The organism is Pseudomonas fluorescens, from assembly GCF_001902145.1.
Taxonomy (GTDB): Bacteria; Pseudomonadota; Gammaproteobacteria; order Pseudomonadales; family Pseudomonadaceae; genus Aquipseudomonas; species Aquipseudomonas fluorescens_BV.
Window position 1 is genome coordinate 19,525 of sequence record NZ_MRST01000014.1, and the last position, 20,648, is coordinate 40,172.

Consider the following 20,648-nt stretch of genomic DNA (forward strand, 5'->3'; position numbering starts at 1 on the left):
ATGGTGTGCGGAGGTCGCGATGCCTTATGTTTATTTCCCACAACGATTGAGCTATCGTGCGGAAGCGTCGCAGATCTGTAGGAATAGTTCGATCCTATCGTAAGAGTAATGAGGTTTTGAAAAATGCAGTGGTCGGTCGTATCACCTCTTCGGATATTGTTACTCGATGATCATGCGTTGATTCGTGAAGCCCTCAAAGTTCGGCTGAACAACGAGGCGGATTTTCGCGTGGTTGGCGTTTACTCCGGCAGCGCGGCGTTGCTCGCAGGCTTGCGCAGTGAAGAGGCTGACTTGCTTGTACTCGACTATCAATTGACAGACGGGGAGTTGGACGGACTGCGGTTAATTCAACTGTTGCGCAGCCATTATCCGGACTTGCGTATCCTGATTTTTTCCTCCGTAGAGCAACCGGCCACGGTCAACATGGCGATTCGCGCGGGAGCCAACGGTTTTTTCGGCAAGTCCCAGAAAACGGAAGAGCTGATGAAAGCGATACGCATGGTGGCTCTGGACCGTTTATATCTTTCGCCGGCCATGTCTGCAGAGCTGGATTCGACACCGGTTACATCGGCGGCCTCACCTAACGAACAGGCGGGCGTGGATGGGGCCGGAGTGTTGCTCAATAACCCTGCCTTGTCGCCCAAAGAGCGTGAAGTATTGCGCTGTTGCCTGGCGGGTCAGTCTGTGTCGGAGATCGCCGAGAAGTTCCTGCGTAGCCGCAAAACCATCAGTGGCCAGAAACAGGCAGCGTTGCGCAAGTTGAATGTACGGAACGACTCCGAATTATTCAAATTGGTTTTTGAGTCACGGAAAAAATAAATTCACGCCTAGCCAGCCAATACTACTCCGGCAGCATACTGGCGTTGAGTTTAATCAATAACCGGGCTTTACAGGCACTGATGGTTTTGCTGCTCAATGACATGCGCTCGGCGATCTCTTTGTTGGATAGACCTTGAGAAAGTTTTTGCAATATATCGAGTTCGCGAGCGGAGAGGGTTTTAAAAAGAGCCTCTTGCCCATGCTGCAGCAGATCGATACACGTCCAGGGCAGCGCCCTTTGAGCAATGTAACCAAGGCCATCGTTGACGGCACGAACGGCATTGATCAGCTCACATAGGTCTTGGTGTTTATTAACATATCCATGAGCCCCCGCCTGTATGCAGCGAATTGCAAAGTGATTAGATTCCTTTGCAGTTAGCACAACGATTTTAACGGGTAAGCGTAGAGTGGTCAGTTGATCGATGATGGACAGGCCATCAATATCCGGCAAGCCGATGTCCAATACCAGAGTGTCTGGGTGCAGTTCGTGAGTCAGGCGCAGGGCATCTGAGCCATTGTCCGCCTCCCCAACAATAGTGCACCCCTCATTTTCCAACAGGCGCCGAACAGTCATGCGTACAGCCGGGTGGTCATCGACGATTAAGATTCTATTGTTCATGTGGCTGAACCGCTGGGAGAATTGAATGAAGAGATTTTGACGCATCTCCACAACTTAGCAACTCTTGTCGTTGTTTTTGAGACAAATCTTGAAGGATGTCGTAATTAGGTATCTGAAATCTTGGATCGCATAAGGCGAATGTCCATTCGTCGGGCCTGGCTATAGCCATGGCACAAACTAAGACAAATCCTATTCGACGAATGCCACACGCTAAATAGTATGCATCCCATCAAATTTACATGATTGGATGGATGCCGTGTCTAAAATAAAGTTTACTTTTGCTTTGTGCTGTTTGCTCTCGGGCTCCCTGCTAGCCGCTCCAAAGCAGGTTGATTCGCTAAATACGGCATATACGAATCTTGATTCCGGAGCCGTCAAGGCGAGAAGACATGCCGGCAAGATGGTCAGCCGTGCTCACGAGCTCATTGGAACACCCTACCGCTGGGGGGGCGCCTCGGTCAGCAAGGGGTTTGACTGTAGTGGCCTGCTCGTTTATCTGTTCCGAAGCGAGGCTGGCATTCATATCCCACGAACAACCTCTTCAATGCTCAGCTCAACATCTAAAGTAGTTGATCGAAAAAATCTGAAGTCTGGTGATGTGGTGTTTTTCAAGCATAATGGCCGTCAGCGAATGAAGCATGTAGGTATTTATATTGGTGATAATAAGTTTATCCATTCTCCTAGAACAGGCAAGCATGTTCGTATCGATTCCCTTAGCAATACCTATTGGAATAAGAGCTACTTTACCGCCAAGCGATTTCATTGAGGAAGCGGCGGGGTAGCGAACTCTGGTCTTAATTCCTCAAGTATCTAGGACTTCATTTGAGCAGCTGCGACTGACGTCATGTTTGAACTTTGCCCATGTCAAATTTTTTTAACACTCCCATGGTGACGCCGGGTCGATCCTTGCCATCATGCTCCTGATACTCTCAGCATCAAGCATTGTTTTCTGATCTTCATACAGCAACACGCAGTTGATTTTTCTAGTGGTACGCCAGAATAGTTTTAAATTGTCTTCGGTGCTCCAGGCAAACCCTTTATTTGCGATGATTACATCAAACGGCTCAACTAGCTCGTGATCCAGTGCGTGTAAGTCATCAAAGTACTGGATAGGTAATATTCTGAAGTAGCCAAGCCTGCTCAAGGATTTTTCAGCTTGAATCAGTCTCGACAGATCAGAGTCGACAATAATTATCCTGAGCTGTTTGTTAGGCATGATGCTGTATCTCATTTGTAGGGGGAGGGGCGGTGGTCATCTAGCGCAGCGAGTAGCCGGCTCAATCAACCAAGCGGGAGGCCAGCGATTGAACGCGAGACAGATCTCCTTTTGCGGCTTTAGTGACGCCTGTTCCGTACTCAGGGTCTGCTTTGTAAAGGAAAGACAGAATGTGGTGCTTACTCACATCGTCAGAGCTAATCAGTGAACTACCAAAGCTTTCGATCAGATCCTGGCGCTCTTTGCGACTGAACGAGCGATATAAGTCTCCCGCTTGTTTGAAGTTTTGCTCGCGCTGGATTTTCGCCTGCTGGGTGCTGCCTGATAAGGTCAGCGTGCTGTAGCGAGCACTGGACGACTCTTCCTGCACAAACAACCGGCTCGGCTGGTAGTTGATACCTGTCGTGGTGCTGGCTGAGTTCATCGCACCATCTTGATTAGCATTGTTGATGGCGTTTTTGGGGGCATTGATTGGCAGTTGCAACGCGTTGACACCCAGCCGATACATCTGAGTATCGGCGTACGAGAACAGGCGCCCTTGCAATAGGCGATCTTCTGAAGGCTCGATGCCCGGAACCAGATTGGAGGGCGCCATGGCGACCTGTTCGGTTTCCTGGAATACATTTGCCGGGTTACGGTTCAGTACCATTTGCCCGGCTTTACGAAACGGTACGTCGGGCCAAACCTTGGTAGCGTCCAATGGGTCGAAGTCATAGTTCTTCAGGTCTTCGGGCTTGAGCACCTGTACATAGAGATCCCATTTCGGAAAGCTACCCTTTTCGATATGCGTCACCAAATCCCGGGTCATGTGGTTGTAATCGGCACCTTGCCACCTAGCGACATCCTTCGGTGGCAGGTTTCGAATACCTTGCAGGCTTTTCCAATGAAACTTGACGTAATGGGTCTGGTTTTCAGCATTGATGAATTTGTATGCGTGCACGCTGTTGCCATTCATTTCCCTGTAGCTGGCTGGGACTCCGGCATTTGAATACAGCTCAGTCAGGGTGCGTGTGGATTCGGGCGCATGAGAAAAGAAGTCAAAACGGCGGGCATCGTTATCCAGATTGGTGCGCGGGTCTGGTTTGAACGCATGGACCATGTCGGGAAACTTGATTGCATCGCGGATAAAAAAAGTCGGGAAGTTATTGCCCACCAGGTCCCAGTTACCCTCAGAGGTGTAGAACTTGGTCGCAAAGCCGCGAGGGTCGCGCAGCGTCTCCGGCGATTGATTGCCATGGATCACCGATGAGAAACGCACGAACACGGGCGTAACGGCGCCAGCGGTGAATACCTTGGCCTTGGTCAGATCTCCAAGATTGCTGGTGGCGGTAAACACGCCATGGGCTCCGGCCCCACGAGCATGCACCACGCGTTCGGGGATACGCTCCCGGTCGAAACGCTGGAGCTTCTGGACCAACTGTACGTCTTGGAGTAATACCGGGCCGTCGACGCCGGCAGTTTGTGAGTTCTGGTTATCGCCGACCGCAGCGCCATTGTCGCGTGTCAGGTTGATCGCCTGGGCGGAAAATGGCTGGGTACTGATGCCGATCAAGCACATGAGCTTCAGCGAGTGGGATAAACCATAGCGGGAAATGGCCGGCATTTTAGGCTCCGAGATATTAGAGGTGACTGTTTATAAGGGTCGCCCGAAGTGCCAATGAAAAATGTAAGACTTGTCTCAATAAAAATTATAACGTTGATAGTTGATTTTTAAGAATTGAGACAAATCTCAGAGCCTATTAACCATGTCCCGCTTACACTCGAGACGATGACTCTCTAGTTTCGTAAGACGCTGGTTGAAGAGCCTATATTGATCTTCAAACCCTGCGGAAACTTCGGGTGGTCTTAGCCATGTTGGATTTTTTTAGGTTTTGGCGACTTGAGTCGCTTGTCAAAGGCAGGCTGTTTTCTATGGAGTGGAGGGATACTTAATGTCAAGTCGAATCAGAGTTGGCGTGCTCGATGAACAGGAAATTGTTCATTATGGTGTGCGTGCTTATTTTGCCGGTCTGCCTGATATTGCAGTAGCAGGAAGCTACTTTCGGTCCAGCGGCGTACTGCATGCCATAGAGGCGGGAGGCATTGATCTTTTGTTAATGGACTATGCGCCCAAGTGCCAAGACAGCTTGGATTTCATCCGGTATTTAAATATCCAATACTCCAAGCTTCGCGTGTTGGTATTCTTGGCTGTTCCCTGTACAGCGACCGTGACTATGCTGCTGGACGCCGGGGTGCACGGAATCGTCTGTAAGTGTCAGCCTCTTGAAGACTGTGTGCAGGCCATTCGATTGCTGGCCTCAGGGCGGCATTACGATTGCCCCGGTATGAGCGTTGCCCCTTCCGTTTCACCTCCCGTTCTAACCGGTACTGCCGACGTCGAAGCAGTGCTGCTTTCTCTACCCGCATTGAGCCTGCGGGAGCGAGAGGTCCTGCGGCTCTGCATCAGTGGGCTTACCGTCACATGTATTGCAGAGCTGTTCGGTCGAAGCTTGAAGACGGTCAGTACCCAGAAGCAGTCGGCTTACCGCAAGTTGGGGCTGAGGGGGGATATGGATTTGTTTCGGAGGCTGGCGCGGTATGAGGTTTGATTCGGTTGTATTTCACGGCGGTTTCAACACCTCAAGGTTGCTTGGCTCGGCCTGTGGCGATAGCGCTCGCTAAGGGCTATCGCTGCACATAAAACACATGCCCCCCGATCGTCTTAACTTTCTTCAGTGAGTGGCGCCAGACGGGCCGTACCGCGTGCGTATGAAAATGCGTTGCGCCGTCAGTGATGTCATCGTGCTCTCCCTCAATGACCCTGTGGGCCACGCGCTTAGCTATTGCCCAGGCGGCCGGCTCTTGCGGTGTGAAGTCTTTGAGGCGATGGGTCCAAGAGAATTGTTTTTTCTCGTAGACCACCTCGCAAATACTTGCGGTGTCCCAGCTGGCACGGTTCATCGTCACCATCGCTATGGCGATCTGGCCGTCGAGCGGCTCGCCACGCCCTTCATGGTAAATATTCAGTGCCAAGCACATTAAAGCATTTTGGATAATCATCGATAAGCGCTCGAGTTCGTCGATAGAATCGTGTGGATTCAAGGTCGGGATAAACGGGCTGAGCCCATGCAGGCTATGTTGTCCAGAGAACAAGCAATCGAACATGGGATCTGTCTCAAAGCTCGATTATTAATGAAGTGCCTGGTACTTAATTCTATGATTCTGAGTTTTGAGACAAATCTCAAAGACATGGTCCTGCCAAGAGCACATATTGACGTTGTCCCATGGAAGGGACGCCTGCTGTGTTATTGTGAATGTATTGATCGGGAATGCCGTTTGCTGAAAGCGGTATTCCCTTTTTTATATTGAATATAGCTGTTTGTAAAATGGCGTAGCGACTCCAGAAATTTCCTTTCTATATTCAGCATCCATTTATGCCCGCCTTCAGCGGGCTTTTTTTTGTGTGAATAAAAATAGGCCCTCAGCAATAAAATCGCTTTGAGACAGTTCTTATATTTACTCATGTTCAGTCCTTACAGAATTGCGGCATCCCAAGGCCACCTCAAACATGAGCAGCCTGGTTGATTAACCTGCAAGCCGGCCCGGCCGGTGTAAAGACCACCCTGACTAATTAAAGGCAGAAGAACTTGAACGCTAACGTAGTCAACGTTGCCGTAGTAGACGGCAAGACCATTACCCAAACGGTGGAGCTCTCCTCCGTCAAAAACGGCCAGCCTGTGCGCATCAAAGCGGTACAGGGTGGCAAATACATTCTGGCTGAGGGTGCCAACGGCATCGCGCCGGAAAACATCACCATCAAGCGCGTTGGCAAAGACTTGCACATCGCGCTGGAAGGTAGCGATCCAGACCAGCCCCAGCTGATTATCGAAGACTTTGAAGGCAGTGGCGGCCAACTGGTCGGCGTCGCTGAAGACGGTTCCTACCATGAATACATTTCTTCCGATGCTGAACAGGATCGCTCCGCAGCGTTCCTGATTGAAGGCGTCGAAGCTCCGCAAGTGCTGGGCGCGCAACCGCTGACCGGTTTCGGCGACGGCCTGGCGGCGGCTGCCGGTATTGGCTGGTTTTGGCCTGCTTTGTTGGGCCTGGCGGCTTTGGGTGTACTGGGTGGCGTGTATGCCGCAAATCGTGATGATGGCGGCAACGACGATGTACCGGGGGGCAGCAGTGGCAATACCGATAAGGGCTCCATCGGCGGCGTTGACGACAACGTCGGCGACAAGCAAGGCCTGATCGAAAATGGCGGCTCCACAGACGACCGTACCCCGACCTTCACTGGTGAAGGCCGTCCGGGAACCAGCGTTGAAATCATCGACAACGGCAAGACCATTGGTACCGCCATTGTTGGCGAAGATGGCAAGTGGGAGTACACCCCGCCTGTGCCGGGCCTGGACGACGGTAATCACGAAATCGTTATCGTGCCGGTCGACAAGGACGGCAACAAAGGCGAGCCATCACCTGGATATGAAATCATTGTCGATACCGTGGCACCTTCCATGCCGTTGATTGACGGCGTCTACGATGACGTCGCGCCGCAGGAAGGCCAGGTTGGCAGCGGTGGCCACACCAATGACACCACGCCTACCCTGAGCGGTACCGGCGAACCCGATTCGATTATCCATATCTACGACAATGGCGTGGAAATTGGCACTGCGTTGGCCGATGCTGAAGGCAAGTGGAGCTTCACGCCGGATCCGGCACTCAGTGAAGGACCGCACGAATTCACCGTCACCGCTGAAGACGCGGCGGGTAACATCAGTACGCCTTCGTTGCCATTCCCCATTATTGTGGACACCACTGCTCCGGGCAAGCCAGGTGTAGGCACCGGTGGTATTGATGACGCACTGGACAACGTGGGCTCGGACCAGGGCAGCATTGGAGATGGCGACTCTACCGACGACACCACCCCGACCCTGATCGGCAGTGGCGGTGAGCCTGGCGATATCGTGACTGTCATCGACAACGGTGTTGAAATTGGTACCGCAGTGGTCGGCGAAGATGGCAAATGGGAGTTCACCCCGGACCCTGAATTGACCGAAGGCTCTCACGAACTCGTGGTGGTGATTACCGACCCGGCCGGCAACGAAAGCGAGCCATCGGACCCGCACACCATCATCGTGGACATCACTGCACCGGGCAAACCTGGCCCTGGCACCGGTGGTATTGACGACGTACAAGACAATGTCGGCCCGAACCAGGGCAGCATCGATGATGGCGATACCACCGACGACACCACCCCGACCCTGATCGGCAGCGGCGGTGAGCCTGGCGATATCGTGACCGTCATCGACAATGGTGTTGAAATTGGCACCGCAGTGGTCGGCGAAGATGGTAAATGGGAGTTCACTCCTGACCCTGAATTGACCGAAGGCTCTCACGAGCTCGTGGTGGTGATTACCGACCCGGCCGGCAACGAAAGCGAGCCATCGGATCCGCACACCATCATCGTGGATATCACTGCACCGGGCAAACCTGGCCCTGGCACCGGTGGTATTGACGACGTACAAGACAATGTCGGCCCGAACCAGGGCAGCATCGATGATGGCGATACCACCGACGACACCACCCCGACCCTGATCGGCAGCGGCGGTGAGCCTGGCGATATCGTGACCGTCATCGACAATGGTGTTGAAATTGGCACCGCAGTGGTCGGCGAAGATGGTAAATGGGAGTTCACGCCTGACCCTGAGCTGACCGAAGGCAGCCACGACATTGTGGTAGTGATTCGTGACCCGGCTGGTAACGAAAGCGAGCCGTCGGACCCGCACACCATCATCGTGGACACCACCGCGCCAATTGCACCGACCCTAGATTTCGTGGTTGATGACCAGGGCGCTGTGACTGGCAATCTTGTCTCGGGTCAGATCACCGACGACGCCCGTCCGGACCTGTCCGGTACTGCGGAGCCGGGCAGCCTGGTTACCATCTATGATAACGGCGTGCCGATCGGCAGCGTAATTGCCACCGATGGTACCTGGACATTTACCCCCACCTTGCCTTTGAGTAACGGGCCACACTCCCTGACCGTTACTGCGACGGATACCGCTGGTAACGAAAGCGTGCCGACACCTGGTTTCGATTTGGACGTTATTGCCGGTGGCGCACCTACCGCACCGGCCATCATCACGGTTGTGGATGACCAAGGTGCTTCGCAAGGGCCTGTAGGGCAGAACCAATCCACTGATGACGCTCAGCCAACCATCAACGGTACCGGCGCCAGTGGCAACGTGATTACCGTATTCGCCAACGGCCTGCCGCTGGGCACTGCCATTGTGGATGCCAACGGCCAATGGAGCTTCACACCGACCACACCGCTGGCTGAAGGCCTGAATAACCTGACCGCCCAGGCCACTGATGCGGCCGGTAACTCGAGCCCGACCACCGGTGACTACCCGATCAACGTAGATACCGTAGCGCCTGGCGCACCCGTATCACAAAGCTTGACGGATGATGTGGGCGCTATGACCGGCGCGATCAACGCTGGTGACATCACCGACGACGCCAACCCGACCTTTACCGGTACGGCTGAGCCTGGCTCGGTGGTGGTGATTTACGACGGTGTCAACCCAATCGGCAGCGTTACTACCGATCCCACCACCGGGGCCTGGAGCTTTACGCCAGCCACGGCGTTGATTGATGGCCCGCACTCGTTCTCGGCCCAGGTTGTAGACAGCGCCGGTAACGTCGGCCCGATGGGCCCATCCATTCCATTCACTGTCGATACCTCGGCCGTGGTTATTTCTATCACCTCGGTAGCAGATAACGAAGGCAGCATCACCGGTAACCTGACCAGCGGCCAGACCACCGACGACACCACCCCTACCCTGAATGGGCAAGCCACGCCAGGCGGCATCGTCAGTATTTATGACGGCGCCAACTTGCTCGGCACCGTGATCGCTGATGCGACTACAGGCCAGTGGAGCTTTACCACGCCGGTATTGAGCACCGGCAGCCATGATCTGACGGCTACGGTTTCCACGGCGGCAGGTGGCGAAAGCGCGCCAACGGCGGTGTTCGAAACCATCATCGACACCACCGCGCCAGGTATTCCGGTGATTGGTAATGTGGCTGACGATGTGGGCATTAACCAAGACCCGATTGCTGATGGTGGTATTACGGATGACACGACCCCGACGCTTAGCGGTGATGGGTTGCAAGCGGGTGACACTGTTGAAGTCTATGACGGCACCGATCTGCTGGGCACCGCCATTGTAAAAGCTGATGGTACCTGGGCCTACACACCGACGACGCCACTTAACGATGGCAGCCACGAATTCACCGTCGTGGCTGTTGATCCGGCGGGTAATGCCAGCGTTCCTTCCGACTCTTGGACGGTTGTGGTCGACACGGCAACGCCTATTGCTTCGGCGGTAGTCGACAGCATGAGCAAGGACAGTGGTGCTGACAGCGGCGATTTCGTGACCAACGATGGCAGTGCTGGGCGTTTGATTCAGGGGTCTTTGACAGCTGCTTTGGGCGTTGGCGAGAAAGTACAGGTTTCGACCGATGGCGGTGCTACCTGGGTCGATGCAATTGTAAATGGCGACAAATGGAGTTTTATAGATCAGTCAAGCCACAACGCCGACTGGAAAATTCAAACTCGTGTGCTGGATGATGCAGGCAACACCAACCAAACCTCACAAGAGATCTCACTGGATACAGCAATCGATGCGCCAACATCCATTTCCTGGGACGGTAGTAGCATTGAGGTAGGTTTCGACCCCGCAGGCGTCGCGTTGGGAGACAGCGTCCACCTCATTATTGACGGTATAACTGTCGAGCACGTGCTTACGCAAACCGACATCGATGCCGGTAAGGTAACAATGCCTTGGGACTCTAATTTGCAAGGGAATGCGGACAGTATTGATGCGGCAATTGTGGACGGTACGGGTAATGTTTCTCAATATATAGAATATGTGAAAGGTATTACCACGCCGATTACCGAAGGTTTCAACAATGAAGTAACCCGCTCTTTCACATTGGGTGAAACTGTCGACTTCGGTCACTTCGTATTGACAGCGGAGAAGATTAGCGGAGGTTGGAGCGGCGCTACTGGCTTTGGGTCTTTTGCTAACAGTTGGGTGGATAGGCCATCATCCCAGGCTTTGGTTATGATCGGCGGATCACAAATCAAACTGGAAGTGGCTCCGGGGCAGCTGTTTGATAGCATTTCGCTTACTGTTGGCGATTTCAACAACGTTGAAAGCATCGAAGCTGTTTTCTATGATCAAAACGACATCGAAGTGTATAGAGCTGAACTTACTCCGGGAGAAACAGGTCTGCGCTTTGACCTTACACAGGAGTTGCCTTACGGCTTGAGCTTTTCTAGTGTTACGTTGGAGTCAGGCGGTGACGCCGTGAATGGTTTCTGGATTGACGATATTAAACTGGGTACGACTGGTTATGAGCAAGGCGGCACGCTGCATGACGCTGAAGCCCTTCAGGACATCACTCAGTCTGCTGCTTTTTACGGTGGCGATGCCGATAACGTTTTCTCCATTGCCACCGTTGATTTGCTTGACGATGCTGCCAGTAGTATCCAAGGCGGAAGTGGTATTGACACGCTGAAGCTCACTGACCAAGGCCAGGTTCTTGATCTCACAAAGCTGGGTGAAAAGGTTAGTTCTGTGGAGGTTATTGACCTCACCGGCACCGGTAACAACACCCTAAACCTGTCCCTCGGCGATGTACTGGAGCAAGGCGAAACCTCACTCTTCACCGCCGACGACACCACCCAGATGATGATCAAGGGCAACGCCGGCGATGTAGTCAACCTCGACGATCTGCTCCCAGGCGGCACCGATCCAGGTGATTGGGCAACTGCCGGTACCGCCACCGTAGCCGGCGTCACCTACAACGTGTTCCAGCACTCGACCCTCGACGCCCAGTTGCTGATTCAGGACGGAGTCACCACCAACCTGGTGTAAACGCGAACGCCGTGTGCAGGCTCTGCCTGCTCACGGCTGCCGCTGCCAATCGGTTGGTTCGCTCCAGCCTTAATCTCATTCAATAGCTGCGGGCACGTCAGTGGTCGCAGTGGAGTCATCATCATGTTCAAACAACTTACGGTCTTTAACGTTGCCGTCCTGAGTGTGGCCCTGGCCTGTGCTCAGTTCGCCACCGCCGAAGAAATGCAGCCCGGCACGGTCGCCGGCCAAGTCTTCGGTACTGCCTACAGCCCTGTGGCGCCGGTGTCCGATGGCCAGGCTCAGGTGGTCTACTACCGCACCAGCGGCATGGGCCAACAGAAAGGCGCGGCTCACGTTTACGTGGATAGCGAGTTCCATACCGGGCTTTTGCCGGGAGGCTTCAGTACGTTCTGCGTAGTACCGGGCAGCCGCACCCTGGGGGCTTACCTCAATGATGCGCCGGGTTACAAAGGCAAAACCGTCGATATTTACTCTGCCAACCTGGAAGGCGGCAAAACCTACTTCCTGCGCGTGCAGGAAAACGGCAACGGCGCACCGCAAGCCGTGACCCGCGAAGAAGCCGAACGCGAGCTGATGGGTAGCCGTGCCCAGGTGCAGGCCCTGTCCCGTGCTTCGAAAGTGCAGCAGTGCAACAACCTGCCGATGGCACCGGTACAAGCTGCTCAGTTCAAGGACTACGCCTTGTCCGGTGACGTGCTGTTCGCGTTCGGCAAGTCCGGTTACCAGGACATCAGCCACAAGGGGCGTGCCGCCGTGAGCCAACTGGTCGCCCAGTTGCACCGCGAACACGCCAAGCTTGAGCGTATCGAAGTGGTCGGCCACACCGACCCGATCGGTTCGGATTCGGCCAACCAGGCCCTGGGCCTTAAACGTGCACAAACAGTGCGTCGTTTGCTCGTAGATGGTGGTTTGCCATCCACCGTGGTCAGCGCCCGTAGTGCCGGCAGCAGCGAGCCGGTGACCGACGAATGCTACGGCAGCAAGGCCGAGCAGGTGGCGTGCAACGCGCCGAACCGCCGCGTAGTCGTACGCGTGGACGTCAGCGGGCAGTAAGCCTTCGGTTCAACGTCCTCTCCGGGAAGCCGCTTTGAGGCTTCCCTTTTTGCCGCAGCTGCCGAGCAGTTGCGGTTTTTTTTGAATGACATAATTGGCATCGATGTTGCGGTGCCCATGGCGGAGCCACGCCCATGTTTTTACCTGACAGACTACAAGCTGCCGTGTGCTTGAGCGCGGTACTGTTCACCGCTCCCGTACTGGCCGCACCGGCTGGTACCGTAGCCGGCAAAGTATTTGATGACACGTACACCAGCGTCCCGCCCATTGGCGAAGACCAGGCGCAAGTGGTGTATTACCGCGCCAAGGAAGGGGTTCAACGCCAGGGTTCTGCGCACCTGTATGTGGACCGAGAGTTCCATACCGCCTTGTTGCCCGGTGGCCATGCCAGCCTTTGCCTGGCGCCAGGTGTGCATACGCTCGGCGCGTACCTGGACGACATGCCTGAATACAAAGGCAAACGCAGTGACCTGTACCAGGCGACCTTGCAAGGTGGCAAAACCTATTACCTGCGGGTGCGTGAAGACGGCAACACTTTCCCGCAACCGGTCAAGCGCGAAGAGGCCGAGCATCAATTGGTAGCCTCCCGCGCCCAGGCCCATACGCTGTCCCGCGCTTCGGCGGTGGAGCCGTGCCGGTATTACGACTACCTGGTGGATGAGTCGCGGTTCAAGCGCTATGAGCTTTCCAGCGATGTGCTGTTTGCTTTTGGCAAGTCTGGCCAGCAAGACATTCCGGCGGCTGGGCGCGCAGCGGTTCGCGCCTTGATCGATGCGCTACGGCAGGACGATGCGCAGATTCGCCAGGTACAAGTGGTCGGCCATACCGACCCTATCGGTGACGAAGCGGAGAACCAGCAACTGGGGCAAGCCCGCGCCAATACCCTGCGCAATCTGCTAATCGAAGGTGGCATTCCAGATTCAATCATCAACGCTGCCAGCGCGGGCAACCGTGAGCCAGTGGTGTTCAGTTGCTATGGCAAACGCGTGCAGCAAATAGCCTGTTACGCGCCGAATCGGCGAGTGGTGGTGACGGTCGAGCTGGGTAAGCCGGTGGAGCTATAAGCATGTAACGACTTGAGATTGCCTGGTTAGCCACGACAGATGGCTCAGGCTCACGCCACACATTTCAACGCCGCGATTGCGTGCCTTCGCGTGTCATCAGCCGTTGTGGCTTTTGGGACAGATCTCATTCAGTACGGTCCGTCGGTTAGTCAGAATTGTCCTACTGGTTTCCCCTGCATGCACCGCCTCGGCAGCGCCTGCCACGAACCGCCCATTCCATCGTGATCGCCGCTTGGCGCTCCGAATTCAGGATTCTTGTGATGACGACTGACGTGCCTGCTGGCTCAAGCGTTGCGGCCAAGGCTTTGCCCGCGCCCGAAACGACTGTGCAGGACACCCTGCTGCAAAGCGTGTCCTGGATGTGCGATCACTACGGTGTCGGCAAATCCGCCGAAGCCTTGACTGCCGGCTTGCCCAAGGGCGGCTTGCTTGCGCCTTCGCTGGCGTTGGAGGCATTTGCCGCCGCCAACTTGTCGGCCGGCCTGGTCAAGCGCGGCGTGCAGGCCTTGCCCAAGCAGTTGGTGCCGATGGTGCTGCTGCGCAAGGAGCAGGGCGGCTGCATTTTGCTCTCTCGTTTGTTGGTCAAGGATGAGGAAGGCAAGAAAGCTTTCCGCTATCAGGTGATCCTGCCGGAAATGGGCGTCGAGCCGGTCGAGCTTGACCAGGCCACCCTGGACGCGATGTATGCCGGCCATGCAATTCTGGTCAAGCCCCGCGCCAAGGTCGACCTGCGTGCCGGTGACGAAACCCCGCAGCCTGCCGGGCATTGGTTGCTCAGCACGTTGTGGCGTTATCGTAGTTTCTATCGGAGCGCCGCCATTGCTGCGGTGTTGATCAACGTGCTGGGGCTGGCGAGTATTTTTTTCACCATGAATGTGTATGACCGCGTGGTGCCGAACCAGGCGTTTGTCACGCTTTGGTCGCTGGGTATAGGTGTTGCACTGGCCATGGTATTCGAAGCTGTGTCGCGTTATGTGCGGGCGCATCTTTTGGATATGGCGGGCAAAAAAGCTGATTTGGTATTGGGCACTATGTTGTTTCGTCAGGCGCTGTCGATCCAGATGGAACACAAGCCGGCCTCATCTGGTTCATTTGCCAATCAATTGCGCGAGTTCGAGTCGGTGCGCGACTTCGCGACCTCGGCCACCCTCGCAACCATTTCCGACTTGCCGTTCGTGTTGATGTTTGTCGGGGTGATCTTCGTGATTGGCGGCCCGCTGGGCTGGGTACCGATGCTGTTGATCCCTCTGATTCTGATCATCAGCATCATCATCCAGTGGCCGCTGGCGCGCACCATGCAAGAAAACATGCGTGAAGCCTCCCTCAAGCAAGGCGTGTTGGTGGAGTCGGTGGAAGGTCTTGAAACCCTCAAGGCTGTCGGCGGCGAGTCTTACATGCAGCGTCGTTGGGAAAACTTCAGTGCCTTGTCGGCAGCGACTTCGATGAAGTCACGTTCGCTGTCCAGCATCGCGACCGGGGTGGTGGCGTTTTTACAGCAATTGCAAACCGTGGCATTGATCATTATCGGCGTGTACCTGATTGACGCCGGCGACCTGACCATGGGCGCACTGATCGCCACGGTGATGCTGGCAGGGCGTGCTACCGCGCCATTGGGGCAAGTGATTGGGTTGGCTGTGCGTTTTCAACAGGCCAAGGCTGCGCTGAATTCCTTGAACGGTTTGATGGCAATGCCGGTGGACCGGGACCCAACCCGCGAGTACCTGTCCAAGCCGCCATTGTCGGGGCAGATTACCCTTAAAAACCTCGGTTTTTCGTACCCGGCCCCGCCCATGCAGCCCAACCCCGTCGTGCTGCAAGGCGTGAGCCTGACAGTGGCCGCTGGAGAGCGTGTGGCGATTCTGGGTCGCATCGGCAGTGGCAAGTCGACCTTATTGCGGGTGATGGCGCGGCTGTATTCGCCGACCCAGGGGCAAATGTTCACCGACGGCCTGGACGTCAATCAGATCGACCCGGCGGATTGGCGTAAAGCGGTCGGGTATGTAGGGCAGGACGCTCGTCTGTTTTACGGCTCGCTGCGCGAGAACGTGATGATCGGTCGCCCGGACTCCACCGCTGACGAGTTTCTGCGCGTGTTGCGCCTGACCGGCCTGGATCACGTAGCCGCCAAGCATCCCAAGGGCATCAACCTGCCGATCGGTGAGTCCGGCGAAGGTTTATCGGGTGGGCAACGCCAGTTGGTGTCCCTCGCGCGCAGTCTTTTGGCACGGCCAAAACTGCTGCTGCTCGATGAGCCCACCAGCGCCATGGACACACAAACCGAAGCGCTGTTTCTCGAACATCTCAAGCGCGCCACTGAAGGCCAGGCGCTGGTGGTGGTCACTCACCGGCCATCGTTGCTGGCCCTGGTGGACCGTATCGTGGTGGTGGACGACGGCAAAGTTGTCGCCGATGGCCCCAAGGCGGAAATCCTCGCGAAGTTGTCCGGCAAGCCTGAAACGTCAGCCGCGCAACCAGCCACAAAATCGAAACGGGCTCCGACCTTCGAGGTGGGTAAAAGCATCAAGGTCTCAGACCAGCATTTAGCAACGCCTGCACCAGCAGCCGTGCAGGAGGTAGCATTGTGATTGGTAAATTTTGGGGTAAAAACCCCCAGGGCACTCTTGAACCCGGCGATGCCGCGTTCATGAATGATGTACAGGAATCCCTGCTTTCACAAACCACCCCAGGTTCCAAGCTGGTGATTTACCTGATCGCTGTGGTGCTGATCATCGGTGTGGTATGGGCCAGTTTTGCTCGGGTCGAAGAGATTACGTTGGGCGAGGCCAAGATCATTTCACTGAGCCGTGAACAGGTGATTCAAAGCCTGGAAGGCGGGATTCTTTCCGAGATGAACGTGCGCGAAGGCGCGATTGTGGAGAAGGGCGAAGTGCTGTTGAAGATTGACGCCACTCGTGCCGAATCAAGCTATCGCGAGGCACTGTCAAAAGTGATCGGCCTGAAGGCCGCCATTACCCGTTTGCGCTCCGAGGCTTACCAGCAACCGCTGGAGTTCGAAGAGATGGTCAAGCAGGACCCGGTGGTCATGGCCCAGGAAGTCCGCGCCTATGAGTCACGCAAGCGTTCGTTGAATGATAGCGTCAGCGCCCTGGAGCGCAGTTATGCGCTGTCTTCTCGCGAGATTCGCCTGGCTGAGCCGTTGGCGGCCAAGGGGCTGATGTCGGAAGTGGAACTGCTGCGCATCAAGCGTTCGGCCAATGACATCAAGTCGCAGATCGTTGAGCGCATCAACAAGTTCAAGGCGGACGCCAGTTCTGAATTGGCAAAGCTGGAGCTGGAACTTTCACAGGTCAGCGAGAACCTGGTCGGCCGCGCTGACATTCGTGACCGCACCACCATCACCGCCCCGGTGCGCGGTACGGTTAAAAACGTACGGGTCAGCACCATCGGCGGCGTGATTCAACCAGGCGAGCACATTCTGGAGATTGTGCCTCTGGAGGAGCAACTGCTGGTTGAGGGCAAGATTCGCCCCTCCGATGTAGCCTTCCTGCGGCCTGGCCTGCCAGCGACCGTGAAAATCACCGCCTATGACTATGCCATTTATGGCGGCCTGAAAGGCAAGGTTGAACACATCAGCCCCGACACCTTGAAAGATGACCAGAAAGCGGCGGCTGGACGCCCCGATGACACCTACTACCGCGTACTGGTGTTGACCGATAGCAGTGAGCTGACGGCAGGCGGAAAGTCGTTGCCGATCATTCCGGGAATGGTCGCTTCCGTTGAAATCCGCACTGGTGAAAAGACCATTCTGGATTACTTGCTCAAGCCCGTGCTGAAGGCGCGCGAAGCGTTTCGGGAGCGTTAATCATGACGACTACAAACTACCTGCAATGTGAGTTGCGGGCTCAGGAACTGTTTGCCCCGCGTAACCGCTTGCCGCTTTTAGCTGCGCTGTTTCTGTGCCTGTCGGTGTGTGCTTCGTCGAGTGTGAATGCTGACGAGTTACTGGACTTCGTTGCGTTTGCGAAAACTGCGCCGCAGAAACCCCTACGCACCCCCGTGACCAGCCCTGCTGCAACGGTGGCATTCATACCTGCGACACCGGCCAACACACCGTCGCAACCGGTGACCATAACTGCCAGGGCGCCGCGCTCGGGAAGTAATACGTTGGAGTTTACGAAAGTGGCTGACCCGGCCGCAGTGGTTTTTGCGCCTGCACGTCCAAGGGAAACCCCTGTGAGCACCCGTTCGATTCCAAGTGACCCAGTGGCTAAGCCGAGGCTTATCACGACGTCAACTTCCGTGGCCCGCCCAACATCGGTTCAAGGTGTCTCGGCATTGGCTGTCAGCGGTGTCTCGGCGCGACTGGCAAGCCGCCAAGGCGCCGCAGCTGGACCTTCGGAGTTGGAGCTGAAGCAAATATTCCAACGCGCCGTCCAGGCTGCCGCCGAGCGCAGCCCCAAGGTGCAACGTGCTCACGCTGAGTTGGCGGCAGCCGATTCCGATATCGACGAAGCCAAGGGCCAGCGATATCCCCAGGTCGACCTGGGCACCACGGCAGGTTCCAAAACATTCGGTAAAGGTGCAGAAGACAATGAGGGCGGCAGTAGCGGCATCACCCTCAATATTGTCACCCCGGTATACGACTGGGGGCGTATCCGCAACACTATCGAAAGCCGTAGTCATCTTTCCACGGCGGCCACGGCGGCCATCGAAGCGGAGCTGGAAAATTCCGCCTTTGAAGTCACCAATACGTTGGTGGAACTGGGCAAGCAGCGCATCATTGTCGACCTTAGCCAGCAATATGTGGACCGCATGAACGAACTGGTGAAAATGTTGGCAGGGATCGTTGCTGTGGATAAAGGCCGCTCCAGTGAATTGACGCAAGCCAAAGCGCGTCTTCTGCAGGCTCAGGCTGCTCGTGATTCGGCTGATACCCGCGCCAAGGACGCGGAAATCAACCTGCGCAAATTGGTGGGAGACCGGCCGGTCATGATTCCACGTACGACGGAGTGGAACATCCGCCTGGCAAACCTTGATTACCTGTTGTCGAAGACCGAGGATCACCCGGTGATCAACCAGGCCAAGGCACAGACCGAATCTGCTGAGTCGCAGGCAAAAGTAGTGCGTTCATCTTCTCTGCCCCAGTTGAACTGGGTGGTCAGCAAGTCCACTGCTGAAGATTCTCTGGGGCGCGAGCAGCCCTGGGAAACCCATCTCGCCGTCACGTGGGGCGCCTTCCGCGGTGGCTCGATGCGGGCTTCGGAACGCGCTGCACTACAGCGTGCTGAGGCAAGTCGGCAGGAAGTGGAGCAGCAGCGGTTGGACCTGGAATACCGGATCCGAACGGCCAATCACGAGGCCAAGACATCTCTGGAGCGTGCCGAACTGTATCGTGACCTTACCGTGGAGTCCGACGGTATCCGCGTCGCGTTTTATGAGCAGTGGTACCACCTGGGGAAACGTACTTTGCTTGATGTACTGTCCGCCGAAAGCGAACACTACGGCAACCGGGTGAGTGAAATCACTAACCGTTTTGACGGTTATCAAGCGATCTTGCGGCAGTACGCCGGGGCTGGGGCGCTGTCGGGTTGGTTGCAGGTGAGCAGGTAACCGCCCCCCAATATTTTCTTTGGCGGTGAACCCGCGATTAGGGCCGTTGTACCTGGCGGCTGAGGGCTAGTAGCCCTAAACGGTTCTCGGTGTTGATGGGTACCTGTGGTTCCGGTTGAGACACTAAGAGTGTCACCTGGCTAAGATAGCTACAAATGGCTTCCAGGGGGACTGGTGCCGCAGGGAGGCATCCACTCAAGCATCACCTAGTTCGTATGGGAAACCTGGCCATTCGGGCTGGCGTTGATCAACAGCACATTTTTCACGGCTGACTCTCTGCTTGAAGGCTTTGCGTAAAGTGCATGCCACGGGCCAGCAACCCCTGACGAAAATAGAAACGTTGGGCCAACGGCTTATGCAGCCCGGTGTCCAGCACGAAATAAGCGCAACCCAGCCGCGCACAGCCTCCTCTCGAACGGCGTTCAATAGCTGGGTCCCCAGGCTGCTGCGCTGCAGGTCAGGCCTCACCACTAGATCATCCACTCGCTTAGTTTTTGTGTGTGCTGAGTTTGCCTTGCCGGTTCAACGTGTCGATGGGATCTCTTGCCGTGGCATGAAAAACCGAGCAAACAGTTCGGACTGAGATTTGATATTCAGCTTGCTATAGATATTGCGACGGTGAACCTTGATGGTTTCCGTCGACAGTGACAGCTTGCCGGCGATCTCTTTGTTGGAGAACCCACTGAGCAGTAACTTGAGCACGTCCTTTTCACGTGCCGTTACTTGCGTTTCCAACTGAGTAAGTGCCTCGGCCCATGGGGCTGGTTCGGCGATGTTTTTTGCCGGGTCAGTTTCAAAGCACATGCGCTGATGCATCATTGCAGTCACCCACGGCTTGATCATGTCCAATACCGTTATCTGCGCCTGGGTGAAGCGCAGGTTACTGCCAAACGACATGCACAGCGTTGTGCCGGCATCGAGCCGTACGTTGTATTGCGCTTCATCGACCGAGATGTATTGCGCGAAATATTGTTGGTAGTACTCGGTTTCCCGGAAGTGTTCCGGCGCAATATCGAGCAGATGGAAGAACCCGTTCTGTGGGTTTTCTCGATCAGCGATATAGAACGGGTCCAGCAGATACAGGCCTTTCACATAGCGGTGAATAAAGGCGTCGATTTCTTCGCTGTCTGCTACTTCGGGCAGGCTGATCACGCGCACCGCGTGGTCGCCAAACACCAGCACCACCCAATTGTCTATCTGCACATATTCATTCAATACGCGAATCAACGAACTCCAGAACTCCGGGCGATTGAGCTGCATGATCAGTTTTCCAACCGATCGGTGCCAAGCCAGGCTATGAAGGTCAAGCGACATGTTCTACCCCTTTAGGGTTAGGGCTTTGCAGGCCAGAGCTAAGTACTTGTAGGTATTTACTA

Annotated in this window: 14 protein-coding genes and 1 pseudogene; 9 read left to right on the forward strand and 6 right to left on the reverse strand. The window is 55.5% G+C overall.

The annotated features are described in order from the left end of the window. Positions 1 to 123: 123 nt before the first annotated feature. Entirely contained in the window at positions 124 to 819 is a 696-nt protein-coding gene (locus BUE92_RS02140) for a response regulator transcription factor (RefSeq protein ID WP_073521745.1), read from the forward strand. Positions 820 to 841: 22 nt separating this feature from the next. Here BUE92_RS02140 and BUE92_RS02145 read toward each other — a convergent pair whose 3' ends face one another. Continuing rightward, entirely contained in the window at positions 842 to 1,438 is a 597-nt protein-coding gene (locus BUE92_RS02145; protein WP_073521800.1) for a response regulator transcription factor, read from the reverse strand. A gap of 400 nt (positions 1,439 to 1,838) precedes the next feature. Between BUE92_RS02145 and BUE92_RS02150 the strand changes: the two genes are divergently transcribed. Beyond that, complete coding sequence (locus tag BUE92_RS02150; RefSeq protein WP_073521801.1) at positions 1,839 to 2,204, forward strand: C40 family peptidase; 366 nt, start codon at positions 1,839 to 1,841, stop codon at positions 2,202 to 2,204. A gap of 108 nt (positions 2,205 to 2,312) precedes the next feature. Here the strand turns inward: BUE92_RS02150 and BUE92_RS02155 are convergent, their stop codons facing one another. Continuing rightward, complete coding sequence (locus BUE92_RS02155) at positions 2,313 to 2,654, reverse strand: hypothetical protein (protein WP_073521746.1); 342 nt, start codon at positions 2,652 to 2,654, stop codon at positions 2,313 to 2,315. A 61-nt stretch (positions 2,655 to 2,715) separates the two neighbouring features. Beyond that, complete coding sequence (locus tag BUE92_RS02160; protein WP_073521802.1) at positions 2,716 to 4,212, reverse strand: catalase; 1,497 nt, start codon at positions 4,210 to 4,212, stop codon at positions 2,716 to 2,718. A 373-nt stretch (positions 4,213 to 4,585) separates the two neighbouring features. Between BUE92_RS02160 and BUE92_RS02165 the strand changes: the two genes are divergently transcribed. After that, the gene (locus BUE92_RS02165) at positions 4,586 to 5,242 is read left to right on the forward strand and encodes a response regulator transcription factor (protein WP_073521747.1); all 657 of its coding nucleotides are present in this window, start codon (positions 4,586 to 4,588) and stop codon (positions 5,240 to 5,242) included. A 76-nt stretch (positions 5,243 to 5,318) separates the two neighbouring features. On the opposite strand, the gene BUE92_RS02170 is transcribed toward BUE92_RS02165, so the two are convergent. Then, complete coding sequence (locus BUE92_RS02170) at positions 5,319 to 5,798, reverse strand: cell wall hydrolase (protein ID WP_256673925.1); 480 nt, start codon at positions 5,796 to 5,798, stop codon at positions 5,319 to 5,321. Between the two features lie 482 nt (positions 5,799 to 6,280). On the opposite strand from BUE92_RS02170, the gene BUE92_RS02175 reads away from it, so the two are divergent. The 6 genes from BUE92_RS02175 (at position 6,281) to BUE92_RS02200 (ending at position 19,272) form a co-directional block, all read left to right on the forward strand. Then, positions 6,281 to 11,581: an Ig-like domain-containing protein gene (locus BUE92_RS02175; protein ID WP_073521748.1), complete on the forward strand. Its 5,301-nt coding sequence runs from the start codon at positions 6,281 to 6,283 to the stop codon at positions 11,579 to 11,581. 123 nt (positions 11,582 to 11,704) lie between these two features. Continuing rightward, positions 11,705 to 12,637 carry an OmpA family protein gene (locus BUE92_RS02180; RefSeq protein ID WP_073521749.1) on the forward strand — a complete coding sequence of 311 codons (933 nt, stop codon included), beginning with the start codon at positions 11,705 to 11,707 and terminating at the stop codon, positions 12,635 to 12,637. Positions 12,638 to 12,771: 134 nt separating this feature from the next. Next, positions 12,772 to 13,701: an OmpA family protein gene (locus BUE92_RS02185; RefSeq protein WP_073521750.1), complete on the forward strand. Its 930-nt coding sequence runs from the start codon at positions 12,772 to 12,774 to the stop codon at positions 13,699 to 13,701. A gap of 260 nt (positions 13,702 to 13,961) precedes the next feature. Next, positions 13,962 to 16,286 carry a type I secretion system permease/ATPase gene (locus BUE92_RS02190; protein WP_081372161.1) on the forward strand — a complete coding sequence of 775 codons (2,325 nt, stop codon included), beginning with the start codon at positions 13,962 to 13,964 and terminating at the stop codon, positions 16,284 to 16,286. Beyond that, complete coding sequence (locus BUE92_RS02195; protein WP_073521751.1) at positions 16,283 to 17,524, forward strand: HlyD family type I secretion periplasmic adaptor subunit; 1,242 nt, start codon at positions 16,283 to 16,285, stop codon at positions 17,522 to 17,524. The genes BUE92_RS02190 and BUE92_RS02195 overlap by 4 nt, the downstream gene beginning before the upstream one ends. A gap of 2 nt (positions 17,525 to 17,526) precedes the next feature. After that, entirely contained in the window at positions 17,527 to 19,272 is a 1,746-nt protein-coding gene (locus BUE92_RS02200) for a TolC family protein (protein WP_081372162.1), read from the forward strand. A 262-nt stretch (positions 19,273 to 19,534) separates the two neighbouring features. Here BUE92_RS02200 and BUE92_RS28660 read toward each other — a convergent pair. Continuing rightward, a pseudogene (locus BUE92_RS28660) lies at positions 19,535 to 19,755 on the reverse strand (GNAT family N-acetyltransferase); the annotation flags it as partial. Between the two features lie 39 nt (positions 19,756 to 19,794). Continuing rightward, positions 19,795 to 20,586, reverse strand: coding sequence for a helix-turn-helix transcriptional regulator (locus BUE92_RS02210; protein WP_073521752.1), 792 nt, complete (start codon positions 20,584 to 20,586; stop codon positions 19,795 to 19,797). Positions 20,587 to 20,648: the final 62 nt, after the last annotated feature.

Bases quoted from the DNA above. Each gene is read 5' to 3' on its own strand.
- BUE92_RS02140 (WP_073521745.1), top strand. From the start codon at position 124: ATGCAGTGGTCGGTCGTATCACCTCTTCGGATATTGTTACTCGATGAT.
- BUE92_RS02145 (WP_073521800.1), bottom strand. From the start codon at position 1,438: ATGAACAATAGAATCTTAATCGTCGATGACCACCCGGCTGTACGCATG.
- BUE92_RS02150 (WP_073521801.1), top strand. From the start codon at position 1,839: ATGGTCAGCCGTGCTCACGAGCTCATTGGAACACCCTACCGCTGGGGG.
- BUE92_RS02155 (WP_073521746.1), bottom strand. From the start codon at position 2,654: ATGCCTAACAAACAGCTCAGGATAATTATTGTCGACTCTGATCTGTCG.
- BUE92_RS02160 (WP_073521802.1), bottom strand. From the start codon at position 4,212: ATGTGCTTGATCGGCATCAGTACCCAGCCATTTTCCGCCCAGGCGATC.
- BUE92_RS02165 (WP_073521747.1), top strand. From the start codon at position 4,586: ATGTCAAGTCGAATCAGAGTTGGCGTGCTCGATGAACAGGAAATTGTT.
- BUE92_RS02170 (WP_256673925.1), bottom strand. From the start codon at position 5,798: ATGTTCGATTGCTTGTTCTCTGGACAACATAGCCTGCATGGGCTCAGC.
- BUE92_RS02180 (WP_073521749.1), top strand. From the start codon at position 11,705: ATGTTCAAACAACTTACGGTCTTTAACGTTGCCGTCCTGAGTGTGGCC.
- BUE92_RS02185 (WP_073521750.1), top strand. From the start codon at position 12,772: ATGTTTTTACCTGACAGACTACAAGCTGCCGTGTGCTTGAGCGCGGTA.
- BUE92_RS02190 (WP_081372161.1), top strand. From the start codon at position 13,962: ATGACGACTGACGTGCCTGCTGGCTCAAGCGTTGCGGCCAAGGCTTTG.
- BUE92_RS02200 (WP_081372162.1), top strand. From the start codon at position 17,527: ATGACGACTACAAACTACCTGCAATGTGAGTTGCGGGCTCAGGAACTG.
- BUE92_RS02210 (WP_073521752.1), bottom strand. From the start codon at position 20,586: ATGTCGCTTGACCTTCATAGCCTGGCTTGGCACCGATCGGTTGGAAAA.